The 12,325-nt window shown below is 71.6% G+C and carries 11 protein-coding genes and 1 pseudogene; 2 read left to right on the plus strand and 10 right to left on the minus strand.

Going from position 1 to position 12,325, the window contains the following annotated elements; translation table 11 throughout:
- Positions 1 to 37: 37 nt before the first annotated feature.
- From ACT2CW_RS30435 to ACT2CW_RS30470, 8 genes are all read right to left on the minus strand, one after another.
- Entirely contained in the window at positions 38 to 793 is a 756-nt protein-coding gene (locus ACT2CW_RS30435) for a FadR/GntR family transcriptional regulator (protein WP_445518940.1), read from the minus strand.
- Between the two features lie 412 nt (positions 794 to 1,205).
- Positions 1,206 to 2,222 carry a D-erythronate dehydrogenase gene (gene denD, locus ACT2CW_RS30440; protein ID WP_445518941.1) on the minus strand — a complete coding sequence of 339 codons (1,017 nt, stop codon included), beginning with the start codon at positions 2,220 to 2,222 and terminating at the stop codon, positions 1,206 to 1,208.
- Positions 2,219 to 3,010, minus strand: a complete 792-nt coding sequence (gene otnI / locus ACT2CW_RS30445) for a 2-oxo-tetronate isomerase (RefSeq protein ID WP_445518942.1) — start codon at positions 3,008 to 3,010, stop codon at positions 2,219 to 2,221. Before otnI ends, denD begins: the two co-directional genes overlap by 4 nt.
- 33 nt (positions 3,011 to 3,043) lie before the next feature.
- Positions 3,044 to 4,351: an MFS transporter gene (locus tag ACT2CW_RS30450; RefSeq protein ID WP_138913045.1), complete on the minus strand. Its 1,308-nt coding sequence runs from the start codon at positions 4,349 to 4,351 to the stop codon at positions 3,044 to 3,046.
- A 113-nt stretch (positions 4,352 to 4,464) separates the two neighbouring features.
- The gene (locus ACT2CW_RS30455; protein ID WP_445518943.1) at positions 4,465 to 5,139 is read right to left on the minus strand and encodes a class II aldolase/adducin family protein; all 675 of its coding nucleotides are present in this window, start codon (positions 5,137 to 5,139) and stop codon (positions 4,465 to 4,467) included.
- A complete protein-coding gene (gene otnK / locus ACT2CW_RS30460; RefSeq protein ID WP_445518944.1) occupies positions 5,136 to 6,416 on the minus strand; it encodes a 3-oxo-tetronate kinase in 1,281 nt (426 codons plus the stop codon). Before otnK ends, ACT2CW_RS30455 begins: the two co-directional genes overlap by 4 nt.
- Position 6,417: 1 nt before the next feature.
- Positions 6,418 to 7,335, minus strand: a complete 918-nt coding sequence (ltnD, locus tag ACT2CW_RS30465) for an L-threonate dehydrogenase (protein ID WP_445518945.1) — start codon at positions 7,333 to 7,335, stop codon at positions 6,418 to 6,420.
- A 218-nt stretch (positions 7,336 to 7,553) separates the two neighbouring features.
- On the minus strand, positions 7,554 to 8,078 hold the full coding sequence (locus ACT2CW_RS30470; protein ID WP_445518946.1) for an MBL fold metallo-hydrolase: 525 nt from the start codon (positions 8,076 to 8,078) through the stop codon (positions 7,554 to 7,556).
- Between the two features lie 2 nt (positions 8,079 to 8,080).
- On the opposite strand from ACT2CW_RS30470, the pseudogene ACT2CW_RS30475 reads away from it, so the two are divergent.
- A pseudogene (locus tag ACT2CW_RS30475) lies at positions 8,081 to 8,356 on the plus strand (MarR family winged helix-turn-helix transcriptional regulator); the annotation flags it as partial.
- Between the two features lie 231 nt (positions 8,357 to 8,587).
- Positions 8,588 to 9,967, plus strand: coding sequence for a 3-phosphoshikimate 1-carboxyvinyltransferase (locus ACT2CW_RS30480; RefSeq protein ID WP_445518947.1), 1,380 nt, complete (start codon positions 8,588 to 8,590; stop codon positions 9,965 to 9,967).
- On the opposite strand, the gene ACT2CW_RS30485 is transcribed toward ACT2CW_RS30480, so the two are convergent.
- Both ACT2CW_RS30485 and ACT2CW_RS30490 read right to left on the minus strand, forming a co-directional pair.
- Positions 9,968 to 10,936 carry a LysR family transcriptional regulator gene (locus tag ACT2CW_RS30485; RefSeq protein WP_445518948.1) on the minus strand — a complete coding sequence of 323 codons (969 nt, stop codon included), beginning with the start codon at positions 10,934 to 10,936 and terminating at the stop codon, positions 9,968 to 9,970.
- 284 nt (positions 10,937 to 11,220) lie between these two features.
- Entirely contained in the window at positions 11,221 to 12,240 is a 1,020-nt protein-coding gene (locus ACT2CW_RS30490) for an endonuclease/exonuclease/phosphatase family protein (protein WP_445518949.1), read from the minus strand.
- Between the last annotated feature and the right edge of the window lie 85 nt (positions 12,241 to 12,325).

Below are 12,325 nucleotides of genomic sequence, written 5' to 3' on the forward strand. Positions count from 1 at the left end.
CCTGAGCCGCTGAGCGACGCGCGCCGTCCATCGCGCCTCAGGGCGCGGCGTCGAGATCCACCTCGAGGTTCTCGGCCTCGGTCCAGAACCCCTCGTCCGCGTCCTGGAGCCGGGACGCCGCGTGCCTCAGGTGGAGCAGCGCGGCGTCGCGGGCCGCATCCGCGTCGCGGGCCTCGATGGCGGCCAGGATGGCGTGGTGCTCCTGCCGGACCGCTTCGAGGAAGTCGCCGCGGCGCGCCTCGTTCGCACGCGTGACGCGGATTCCGCCGCGCAGCACCTCGCCGAGGTAGCGCAGCGTGGAGAGCATCACCGCGTTCCCGGTCGATTCGGCGACGGAGCGGTGGAAGGCGAGATCCTCGTCCACGCCGTCGCCACCGGCCGCCACCGCCGTGTCGATGGCCTCCAGGGCCTGACGCATCCGGGCGAGGTCGGCCGGGGTGGCCCGGGTGGCCGCGAGGTACGCCGCCTCGCCCTCGATGGGGCGGCGCACCTCCACGATCTGCCGCACCTTGGACTTGGTGTCCTCGGCGGTCTCGGCCTCCAGGTCCAGCGGCCGGGTGCGGCGCGGCATCACGAACACGCCGAGCCCCTGACGGGGTTCGACCAGGCCCGCGCTGCGCAGCCGGGACACCGCCTCGCGTACGACGGTCCGGCTGACGCCCAGCTGCTTGACCAGCTCCACTTCGGTCGGGAGCTTGTCGCCCTCGGCCAGCCGTCCGGACTCGATCTCTTCCGAGAGTATGGCCGCGACCCGATCCGCGAGCCGCACGGGACCGCTCACCTTGGAGAACATGGTCTTCAGCTTATCGGCACCGCCCCGGCCGCCCGGCCGCCACGGGATGTCCCGCGGCCCGCGCGGCCCCGCCCCTGGGCCCCGGGGTCTGGGGGGTCCGGCGGACGATGCGGCTCTGCCACGTGGCAGGGGCTTGGCCCCTGGGCCCCGGGGGTCTGGGGTGTCCGGCGGACCATGCGGCTCCGCCCCTGGATCCCGGGGTCTGGGGCGGAGCCCCCCACGCGGCGGAGCCGCATATCGATGCTGTCCCCTCCTCGGCCCTTCCCGGAGTGTCGATCTGCGGCTCCGCCGCATGGCAGGGGCCTCGCCCCCGGACCCCCGGACCCCCGGGGTCTGGGGCGGAGCCCCAGTTGTGGGAAGGGGCGGGGAGGGGAGCAGCCCGCCGCAGGCGTCACGATCCGTCGGACACCCCCTAAGAGCGCGCACCGCCCACCACCGCGTCAGCGTGGTCTTCGAGATAGGCACGCACCACCGAGGCGAAATCCGGATCGGGGGCCAGCCCGAGCGCCGCGGCGCGCGCGTTGTCGAACACGGCGGGCCACGAGCCGACGATGGCCTCGACGTCGGGGTCGGGCGCGACCGTCACCAGGTCGGCGACCGCGTCGCCGGCCACCCGCCGCAGCGTGCTCAGCATGTCGGCGACCGAGACCGTGAGCGCCGGAAGGTTGACCGGCACCCCGCCGTCGATCCGGCCAGGCCCGGCACCGCGCTCCGCCTCCGCGACCCGGAGGATGCCCTCGACCGTGCGCCGTGGCGAGGCCAGGGCCACCTTCAGCTCGGGGTGGACCGGGCAGGCGGCCGGGAGGCCCGCGAGCGGCTCGCGGATGATGCCGGACAGAAAGCCGGAGGCGGCCGCGTTCGGCTTGCCCGGCCGTACCGACACGGTCATCAGCCGGGCGACGCGCCCGTCCAGGAAACCGCGGCGGGTGTAGTCCGCGATCAGCTGCTCGCAGACGAGCTTCTGGATCCCGTAGCTCGACCGCGGTGTGGGCAGGGTGGCCTCGCTGACGACCGGCGGCAGCGGCAGCGCGGGGTCGGAACCGTAGACGGCGACGCTGCTGGAGAACACCACCCGCGGCACCGGCCCGCCGGCGGCCGACTGGGTCCGCGCGGCCTCCAGCACCGCGCGTGTGGTGTCCACATTGGCGCTCATACCGAGGTCGAAGTCGGCCTCGCACTCGGCCGAGACCGCGGCGGCGAGATGGATCAGCACATCCACCGGCTCCGCGAACACCTCGTCAAGACGGTCGGCCAGATCGCCCTGGACGATGTCCACGAGGGGGTCGTCCGCCGCCGAACCGGGCGGCACCACCCGGTCGGCGAGCACCAGCCGGTCGATCGGCGCACCGCGGAACGTCCGTGACGTGAGCAGTGCGGCGGCGACCCGCCGGCCCAGGAAGCCGAAGCCACCCGTGATGACGATCCTCATGCGTTGTCTCCTCGGTAGTCGTGGCGCCAGCCGAGCCCCTCGCTCGTGCCGGCGCGGGGGATGTACTCACAGCCGATCCACCCGTCGAAGCCCAGGTCGTCGATGACGCCGAACAGATGGCGGATGTCGAGCTCGCCCCGGTCGGGCTCATGGCGATCGGGCACGCCCGCGATCTGAAGATGGCCGACCCGGCCGGTCGGCAGGTCACGGCGCAGGGTCGTGGTGAGGTCGCCCTCGACGATCTGACAGTGGTAGAGGTCGAGCTGCACCTTGAGGTTCGGGGCTCCCACCTCCCGTACCACGGTGTGCGCTTCGGACTGCCGGTTCAGGAAGTAGCCGGGCATGTCACGGCCGTTGATCGGCTCGATCAGGATGTCGACGCCCGCCGCGGTGGCCCGTTCCGCGGCCCAGGCGAGATTGGCCAGATAGGTGTCGCGGTGCTCGGCCGGATCGCCCGGCCCCACCAGCCCGGCCATCACATGCACCCGTGGGCAGCCGAGCTCCGCCGCGTACTCCAGGGCCCGGCCGATCCCGGAGCGCATCTCCGCCTCGCGCCCGGGCAGCGCCGCGATCCCGCGCTCCCCGGACTCCCAGGCACCGGGAGGCGCGTTGAAGAGCACCTGCCGCAGACCGTGGTCGTCGAGCCTGCGGCGCAGCTCGGTGGCGTCGTACGCGTAAGGGAAGAGGTACTCGACGGCCTCGAAGCCGTCCGCCGCCGCGGCGGCGAAGCGGTCGAGGAAGTCGTGTTCGGCGTACATCATGGACAGGTTCGCGGCGAACCTCGGCATGCTGGCTCCTGCGTTCGGGCCGGGACGTCCCGGTCAGCGGTTGACGACCTGCTTCTTGGTGGTGAGCACCGCGGCGGCGCCCACGACCAGAGTGAGGGCCAGGACGTACATCGGGATCGACGCCGAGCCGGTGGCGTCCTTGAGCGCGCCGATCATGTAGGGGCTGACGAAACCGGCCAGGTTGCCCACCGAGTTGATGATGGCGAGGCCCGCCGCCGCCGCGGTGCCGCCCAGGAACGCGGTGGGGAGCGACCAGAACAGCGGGGCGCAGGTCAGCACCCCGGCCGCGGCCACGGACAGCGCGGTCAGGGACAGGACGGTGGACCCGTTCCACACGGCGGACAGCGAGAACCCGACGGCGCCCATCAGGCTCGGGACGACCAGGTGCCAGCGTCGCTCGCGGCGCTTGTCCGCCGAGCGGCCGAACAGGTTCATCGCGACGAGGGCGGCAAGGAACGGCACGGCGCTGAGCACGCCGATCGCGAGGTTGCCGTCGATGCCGGTGGACTCGACGAACGTGGGCATCCAGAAGGTCAGGGCGTACTGGCCCATCACGAAGCAGAAGTAGATGAGGCACATCAGCCACACCCTGGGCTCACGGAAGGCGTCCAGGACCCGGCCGTGCACGGTCCGGTGCGCGCCGTCCTCGGCGACCGCCCGCTCGACGACGGCCTTCTCCTCATCGGTCAGCCACTTCGCGTCCCGCACGCCGTCGTCCAGGTAGAAGAGCGTGAGGACACCGACGAGGAGCGCGGGGACCGCCTCCAGCAGGAACATCCACTGCCAGCCCTGCCAGCCGTTCACACCCTGGAAACTGTCCATGATCCAGCCGGAGAGCGGATTGCCGAAGATGCCCGCCACCGGGATGGCCGACATGAACATCGCGATCACGCGGGCCCGGCGGTGCGAGGGGAACCAGTAGGTGCAGTAGAGGATCACCCCGGGGTAGAACCCCGCCTCCGCGGCACCGAGCAGAAACCTCAGCACATAGAACGTCACCTCGTTGGTGACGAACATGAACGCCGCCGAGACCAGGCCCCAGCTGATCATGATGCGGGCGATCCAGGTGCGGGCTCCGACGCGTTGCAGCATCAGGTTCGAGGGCACTTCCAGGATGAAGTAGCCGATGAAGAACAGGCCCGCCCCCAGGCCGTACGCCGCCTCGCTGAACCCGAGGTCATCGGACATCTGGAGCTTCGCGAAGCCGACGTTGACCCGGTCCAGGTAGGAGGCCACGTAGCACAGGATGAGGAAGGGGACGATGCGGCGTACGACCTTGCGGTAGACGGTGTTCTCGCGGGCAAGCGCGGGCGTCTCGGCCGCCACTGCGGGCATGGGCATGACGGAATCCTTTAGCGGCTCAGGGATTCTGCGACGGGGAGGGGGACGGGGGAGGGGATGGGGACGGGGATGCGGGGTCGGGGGAGGGAACCGGGACGGGGGGGAGCGACAGGTCACCAAGCGGCGCCGAACGTCGTCCTCAGTTCGTCGATCGCGTCGGTGGTGAGAGGTTCCGGTCGACGGTCGGTCAGGAGCCAGAGACGTGCCGTCTCCTCGAGTTCTTCGAGGACGGCGAGGGCGGCGGCCGCGTCCGGGCCCCAGACCACGGGCCCGAGCCGGTCGAGCAGGACGGCCCTGATCGGCGTATGGCTCGCCAGGTGGTCGGCGATCCGGGCGGTCACCAGGTCGGCCACGCGCGGGTCGCCGGGCCGGTGATAGGGGATGAGCGGCACGTGCCCCACCTTCATCACGAAGTACGGCGTGATCGGCGGGAGTACGTCGTCCTGGCTCCACACCCCGGCCAGGGTGAGCGCGACCAGGTGGGTGGAGTGGGTGTGGATGATGAACCGGGCCGTGGGGTCGGCCGCGTAGATGCGCCGGTGGAGCGTCAGGGTCTTGCTCGCGCGGTCGCCCGCGCGCTGCTCCCCCTGGGCGTCGACCAGCGCGAGGCGGTCGCGCTCGAGGAAGCCCAGGGCGGCGTCGGTGGGTGTGATCAGATGGCCGTCACCGATCCGGGCGCTGATGTTCCCGGCGCTGGCGTGCACATAGCCCCGGTTGAACAGGCTGGTGCCCACCCGGACGATCTCGTCGCGGGCCTCGTCCACGGCGGTGTCGAGGAGCTCGGTCATGAGACCTCCCGGTCGAGCAGGGCGAAGGAGTCGGTGAAGAACGCGGGGCCACCGAAGTTGCCGGACTTCAGCGTGATGTGGAGCGTGTCCCCGCCGGGCAGCGCCGCCGCGCACCAGGGCACACCGGGGTCGATCTGCGGTCCGATGCGCAGTCCGGTGACGCCGAGCGCCCGGACGACCGCTCCGGAGGTCTCGCCGCCCGCGACGACGAGTTGACGCACACCGCGCTCCACCAGGCCCTCGGCCACCCGGGCCAGGGTCCGCTCCACCAGCTCGCCGGCCTCGGCGGCGCCGAGCCGGGTCTGGACGGTGCGGACCGCCTCGGGCGCCTCGGTGGAGTAGAAGAGGACGGGCCCGTCGGCCAGATGGGATTCGGCGAAGGCGAGCGCCTCGCCGGACACGTCCTCACCGGCCGCGACCCGCAGCGGATCCACGCTGAACGCCGGCCGGCCGGTGCGCAGGAACTCCTGGACCTGCTGGTTGGTGGCGGCGGAGACCGACCCGGAGATGACGGCCCGGTGGCCGCCGGGCGGTGGCAGCGCGGCGGCGGCGTGGGACGGTGTGAACCCCCAGTTCGCGGGCAGCCCGATGGCCAGGCCCGAACCGGCGGTCACGAGCGGCATCCCCTGCACCGCAGCGCCGAGGCGCACCAGGTCGTCGTTGGAGACGGCGTCGACGATGGCGATTCCGGCACCCTGCTCGCGCAGTTCGTCGATCCGCGCCCGGACCGCCGTGGCGTCGCGGCCGACCACCGTGTGGTCGATCAGACCGACCGCTCGGGAGGTCTGCGCGCCGAGCACCGGGACCAGATTGGGGTCGGTCATCGGGGTGAGCGGGTGATGGCGCATACCGCTCTCGCTGAGCAGTACATCGCCGACGAAGAGATGGCCCTTGAAGACCGTGCGCCCGTTGTCGGGGAACGCGGGCGTGGCGATGGTGAAGTCGGTGCCGAGCGCGTCCATCAGGGCCTCGGTGACCGGCCCGATGTTGCCGGCCGGTGTCGAGTCGAAGGTCGAGCAGTACTTGAAGTAGATCTGCTCGGCACCGGCGGACCGCAGCCAGGCGAGGGCCCGCAGCGAGGCGTCGACGGCGTCGGCGGCCGGAACCGTGCGCGACTTGAGCGCGATGACCACGGCGTCCGCGTCCACCGGCCGTTCGGCGCCGGGCGGCGGTACGTCGATCAGCTGGACCACGCGCATGCCCGCCCGCACCAGGTTGTTGGCCAGGTCGGTGGCGCCGGTGAAGTCGTCGGCGATGCAGCCGAGTCGGACGCCCATGTCAGGCCTCCACCGGCTGGGGCAGATCGACCCCGGGGAAGATCTTGATGACCGCGCTGTCGTCCTCCGAGCCCAGGCCGGACGCCGACGCCTGGAGGAACATCTGGTGAGCGGTGGCGGCCAGGGGAAGCGGGAACCTCTCCGGCCTCGCCGCATCGAGGACGAGCCCCAGGTCCTTGACGAAGATGTCGACCGCGGACAGCGGTGTGTAATCACCGGCGAGCACATGCGCCATCCGGTTCTCGAACATCCACGAGTTGCCCGCGCTGTGCGTGATGACCTCGTAGAGCGCCTCGGCCGGAACACCGGCCTTCAGACCCAGGGCCATCGCCTCGGCCGCCGCGGCGATGTGCACCCCCGCGAGCAGCTGGTTCACGATCTTGACCTTCGAGCCGAGACCGGGCTGCTCGCCCAGGCGGTAGACCGTGTCGCTCATGGCCTCGAGCACCGGGTCGGCGACCGCGTACGCCGCGGCGGGGCCCGACGTCATCATGGTCAGCTCACCGGCCGCCGCGCGCGCGGCGCCACCGGAGATGGGGGCGTCCAGGTAGAGCGCGCCCCGCTCGGCCAGACGGCCGCCGAGCTCCGCCGACCAGCCCGGGTCGACCGTGGAGCACATCACGAAGACGGCCCCCGGGCGGAGCCGGTCGGCGGCCCCGTCTGCGCCGAACAGCACCGACTCGACCTGCGCCGCGTTGACCACGACACTGACCACGACGTCCACCGCGGCCGCCAGGTCGCCGGGGGAGGCGTACACCGTTCCGCCGTCGCGGGCGAAGCCCTCGGCCACCTCCGGCCGCAGATCGTGGACCCCGACGTCGTAGCCCGCGGCGCGCAGGCTGCGCGCCATGCCGAGCCCCATGGCCCCGAGCCCCACCACGCCCACGCGCGGCCGCGCCGGCCTGTCCTGGTCGCTCATGCCCCTCCTCGTCCTTGGCTTGTACTTCTGGGGGAGCGCCGCCGCGCTTGCTGTGGTGTCCGGGGCGCGATCGGCCCCGGCCACCTGCGGCGATCGGGTCATATGATGACCTGAAGACAAGGCTCACGCATACTGTGACGTCCCTCACAGGCCGCCATCGGGGCCTCGCTCGCCCCGGCCGCCCCCGGGGGGTGTTCCTCGCGGCCCTGCCCGCGAACTCAGCCGATGTCGACGGAGGTGCCCGCCGCCAGTCCGTGGCAACGGGCGCCCGTGCCGGGGCCGTTGGCGCCCAGGAACCCGCCGAGCATCGCGTTGCCGACGTCGTTGAGGGCGCCGTCGTGGATGGTGTAGGCGTCCCGTGGGGCCACCTCCCGCACGTAGTCAATCAGCTGTCCGGTGGTCGACCAGGGACCGTGCACCGGCAGCAGCAGGGTGTCGACGGTGGCATCCGGGACGGTGAGCGCGTCCCCGGGGTGGAAGAGGGCGTCGTCGATGAGGAAGCCGACGTTGCCGACCGGCGGGATGTCGGGGTGGATGGGCGCGTGCCACGTGCCGTAGACCCTCACCTCGAAACCGGCGCGGAGTGCCTCCTCGGAGAAGTGGTCGAAGTGTTCGTGGGTCACCAGGACCGCGTCCGCACCGTCCAGCGCGTGCGGTTCGGTGAGGCCGCCCGGGTCCACGACGAGGCGGTGGCCGTCCTTGTCGATACGGACGCAGGCATGGCCGAACTTGGTGAGCCGCATGGGCCGCCATCCTCGGCCACCTCGACCGCGGTGGCCCGCAGACCACGGCCGACCTCGCGCACCGGCGCGGAGTTACCCACCAGTCGGCCGCCAAATCCGTCAAGGAACTGCTCGGCGACGGCCTGGTGCGCACCGAGCCCCACCCCAGCGACGGCCGCAAGCTCCTGCTGCACATCACCGACGCCGGCCGCGCCCGCCTCCAGCGGGAGCGCACCCAGCGCGCCGGCTGGCTGGGCACCGCCATCCGCGACACCCTCAGCCCCGACGAGCGGCGGTAACTGCGGGACTGCGTACCCCTGCTGACCCGTCTGACCGCCCGCATCACCGAAAAGTGAGCGCGGAGGCGATGTGTCTGGTTCGGCATCTTCTGGGTGGCAATGGTTTATATCCCGGGGGGAGATGCCTGGCATAAGCAGTTCGGGATTTCCGAGCGCGCTGTGCGGTGGCTAGCGTGAATCTCGACGCCGCCAATGGTGGATTCGAGTGAGCGGGTGGATCGGGGGAGTGGGATGCGACTGCTCGTGAAGCGGTCATCCGATCAGGTCAAAGGGCAGATCGCCGTTCCGACCTCGAAATACCACGCGCATCGCGCCCTGATGCTGGCCTCGCTCGCCCCCGGGACCAGCCGCATCGTAGGGCTGTCGAACGCGCAGCACATCCGGCACACCATCACCGCGCTGCGCGGCCTCGGTACGCGGATCGAGGTGGACGGGGACGACTTCCTCGTGCACGGGGGTCCGTACCGTCCGCTGCGATCACAGGTCTCGGTGGGCAGCGCGGGTACGGCGTTGTATTTCCTCACCGGGCTCGCCTCTCTCGCGAGCGCGCCGGTGACGATCGTGGGGCAGAAGTCCTTCCCCCGGCGTCTGATAGGCCCGCAGCTACAGGCCCTGTCCGATCTCGGTATCGACCTCGATTCGCCCACCGGCGGCCCGCCGATTTCCGTACGGCCGCGCCGCCCGAAAGGGGGCCATGCGCGCATCGAGGGCATTCTTTCGCAGTGGATTTCCGGATTGCTCATGGTGGCGCCGTTCGCGACCGGACCGAGCACCATCACCGTGGAGGGCGAGTTCAACGAGCGCTCCTACGTGGATCTGACGGTCCGGATGATGCGGCGGTTCGGACTGCGGGTCGATGTCTCCGGGAACGGGCGGCGGTTCGACATCGAGCCCGGCCAATGCCCCACCCCCGCAACGGTGGTGCTGCCCCCCGACGTCGGAGCCGCCGCCTTCGGCCTGGCCGCGACGGCGCTGCACCCGGCGGATGTGCTCTTCCGGGGGCTGCCCGCGCTCCCCGTGGACCAGGTGGACCACCCCGAGGCGGATCTGCTGGACATCGTCGCCGGGATGGGCCTGCCGATGACGGCCGACCCGGCGACCGGCATGGTGCGCGTCCGCCACGACGGGATCAGGCTGCGCCCCGCCCGGATCGACTGCCGGGCGGTGCCCGACACGCTGCCCGCGCTGTCCGTGCTCGGGGCGCTGGCGGACGGCACCACCGTGTTGGACAACGTGGCCCATGTCAGGCTCAAGGAGTCGGACCGGGTGGAGGCGATGCTTCAGCTCATCAGGATGGGCGCCCGGATCGAGCAGCGCGGGCAGCGACTGCTCTGCCACGGTGTCGAGCGGCTGACCGGGGCCGAGCTGTCCTCGTTCAACGACCACCGCGTGCTGATGTCCCTGGCCGTCGCGGGCACGGCGGCCGACGGTGAGACCCGGCTCACCTACCCGAACGCCTACCGCGGCTCCTATCCGCGCTTCCTCGAGGAGATGAACGGCATCGGCCTCGACATGTCGGTGGAACGGGAACGGGAACCGGAACCGGACCAGGCCCGGACGCCGGGCCGGTGCGGCACCCGGCCCCCCGCCCTCGCCGCGCCCGCGAAGTGATCAGCCGTCGGGCCGCGCGCCCCGCGAGGGCCCGGTGTCACCGTGCGCCCGGTCCGGAAGGTCGGTGGCGCACAGGCGCAGGACCCGTTCCCGCAGCCATCGGTGGGCGGGATCGATGGTGTTCCTGGGATGCCAGTACATCGACTCGACGAGCCGTGGCAGCGGCACATCGAGCGCCACGGTCCGAAGGCCGATACTCGGGCCGAGCTGGTCGAACAGGCGCCGCTGTATCACCGCGACCATGCGCGTGCCGGGGAGCAGACAGGCCGCGTTGGTGAAGTTGTCGGTGGCGGCGACGGCCCGCAGGGGCAGGCCGAGTTGAGCGAGAACGGTGTCGGCGATCGTGGGCTGCGGCCCTCCGATCTGGACGTACGGCAGGGTGCAGAGCTGATCGGAGGTCAGGACGTCACCGACCTCGGGGTGGTCCTGGTCCACCACGGCCACGAACTCGTCGGTGAACAACGTGGCGCTGGAGAACGTCTCCAGCTCCTTGTCCTGGATCATGGGCGGCCAGATGACCAGATCGCACTGGCCCCTGCGGAGCTGGTCGACCATGCCGTGGCTCAGCGGGGCGACCTTGATCTGCACATGGGGATAGGCGGTGTCGATCTCCCGCAGCAGCGGCCGCAGCAGAACGATGGCCACATAGTCGCTGGCGGTCACGGTGAACACCCGGCGGTCGGTGGTCGGGTCGAAGGCCGCGTTGGCGCCCACCACCTCCCTGATCGCCTCCAGCATCTCCGTGACCGGCTGGACCAGCGACTCCGCGAAGGGAGTCAGCACCATGCGGCGGCCGTCCCTGACCAGCAGCGGCTCATTGAAGTGGCGGCGGAGCTTGGCGAGCGAGGTGCTCATCGAGGGCTGGGTGACCTCCACGCGCTCCGCCGCCTTGGTCACGCTCCGTTCCATCAGCAGGGCGTGCAGCGGGACCAGGAGGTCCATGTTGAAGTTGCTGAGGGACGGTGGCATCGCTCTGGGTCCTCGTCATGGTCGGGCCGGAATGGGCAGCCGAGGCGAGTCCTGACCGAGCAGGATTCCGGTTCGCGGCGCGTGACGACGGAACCGTACTACGGATGGCACTCCGGCGCGGACGCATGCGCCGGGATGCCATCCCGTGACCGTGCACCGCCCGTCGTAGCAGGGCCCGTGGGCGGCGGCCCGCGCCACCGGCGACATCAGGCCGAGCGCCGGCGTGCCCGCCAGAGTCGACCCGCGACGCGGTGGCGGGCCCGTGGCCGGACCGGGCTCTCCGGTCACCCCCATGCGATCCGGGCGGCGACCGGCAGGTGGTCGCTGCCGGTGGCGGGCAGGGTGCGGATGTGGCCGACGGTTGCCGAGCGGGCCATGACCTGGTCGATCCGGGCCAGCGGGAAACCCGCGGGGAAGCTGAAGGCGAAGCCCCGCTCCGCCACGTTCATCCGCGAGGTCAGCGGGGCCAGCCCACGGTCGTCGACCGTGCCGTTGAGATCGCCCAGCAGGACCACCCGATCACGTTTCTCGGCGGCGATGGCCCCGCCCAGCAGACCGGCGCTCTCATCACGCCAGGAGGACGCGAGGCCACTCGCCCGAACGCGCACCGACGGCAGGTGTGCGACATATGCCGCGATCGCGCCGTGCGGCGTGTGGACGGTGGTCCGCAGCCCACGATTCCACCCCTCCGCGATCCCCTGGGGTTTGATGTCCAACGGCCGGGCATCGGTGAGCGGATGCCTCGACCAGAGTCCGACGGTGCCCCGCACGGCGTGGTACGGATAGTCCGGGGCGAGGGTCTTCTCGTAGACCGGCAGCGCACTGGGCACCAGCTCCTCCAGCGCGATGAGATCCGGCTCGGCGCCGGCCAGGGCGCGCGCCGTACCCGCCGGATCGGCGTTCTCATCGCTGACGTTGTGCTGCACCACCACCAGGTCACGCGGGCCGGGCTCCGCCCCGGGCAGGAACAGTCCGCCGAAGAGATACGTCCACGCCGCCACCGGCAGCAGCAGCGCCACCAGCGCGAGGGCCGAACGGCGCAGCAGCGCCAGGCCGAGCAGCGCCACGACCACCACGCCGAGCCACGGCAGGAACGCCTCCAGCAAACTGCCCATGTGCCCCACGGAGTTGGGCACCGCCCGGTGGAACACCAGCAGCCCGGCCGTCAGCACCGCCAGTACGGCGAGCACCCGCCCCCGCGTCCAGGGCGACCCGCCCCGCGCGTCCCCGCCCCGGGCCCACCGCACCACCCGGCGCCCGGCCCGAACCGGCCTCGACGTACCGCCGTCCACTTGCTCCACCATGGCTTCCCATCCGTGTGATTCCGCACCCCAAGACGGGCCACCAGGCACATCGGTTTCCGTTCGCGGGGCGGCGGCACGGGGTCGA

Source organism: Streptomyces sp. NEAU-174, assembly GCF_052665095.1.

What these genes read in the sequence shown, in the direction of transcription:
- ACT2CW_RS30485 (WP_445518948.1), bottom strand. Translation starts at nt 10,936, where the DNA reads ATGCCACCGTCCCTCAGCAACTTCAACATGGACCTCCTGGTCCCGCTG.
- otnI (WP_445518942.1), bottom strand. Translation starts at nt 3,010, where the DNA reads ATGCCGAGGTTCGCCGCGAACCTGTCCATGATGTACGCCGAACACGAC.
- ACT2CW_RS30435 (WP_445518940.1), bottom strand. Translation starts at nt 793, where the DNA reads ATGTTCTCCAAGGTGAGCGGTCCCGTGCGGCTCGCGGATCGGGTCGCG.
- ACT2CW_RS30490 (WP_445518949.1), bottom strand. Translation starts at nt 12,240, where the DNA reads ATGGTGGAGCAAGTGGACGGCGGTACGTCGAGGCCGGTTCGGGCCGGG.
- ACT2CW_RS30470 (WP_445518946.1), bottom strand. Translation starts at nt 8,078, where the DNA reads ATGCGGCTCACCAAGTTCGGCCATGCCTGCGTCCGTATCGACAAGGAC.
- ACT2CW_RS30480 (WP_445518947.1), top strand. Translation starts at nt 8,588, where the DNA reads ATGCGACTGCTCGTGAAGCGGTCATCCGATCAGGTCAAAGGGCAGATC.
- ltnD (WP_445518945.1), bottom strand. Translation starts at nt 7,335, where the DNA reads ATGAGCGACCAGGACAGGCCGGCGCGGCCGCGCGTGGGCGTGGTGGGG.
- ACT2CW_RS30455 (WP_445518943.1), bottom strand. Translation starts at nt 5,139, where the DNA reads ATGACCGAGCTCCTCGACACCGCCGTGGACGAGGCCCGCGACGAGATC.
- denD (WP_445518941.1), bottom strand. Translation starts at nt 2,222, where the DNA reads ATGAGGATCGTCATCACGGGTGGCTTCGGCTTCCTGGGCCGGCGGGTC.
- ACT2CW_RS30450 (WP_138913045.1), bottom strand. Translation starts at nt 4,351, where the DNA reads ATGCCCATGCCCGCAGTGGCGGCCGAGACGCCCGCGCTTGCCCGCGAG.
- otnK (WP_445518944.1), bottom strand. Translation starts at nt 6,416, where the DNA reads ATGGGCGTCCGACTCGGCTGCATCGCCGACGACTTCACCGGCGCCACC.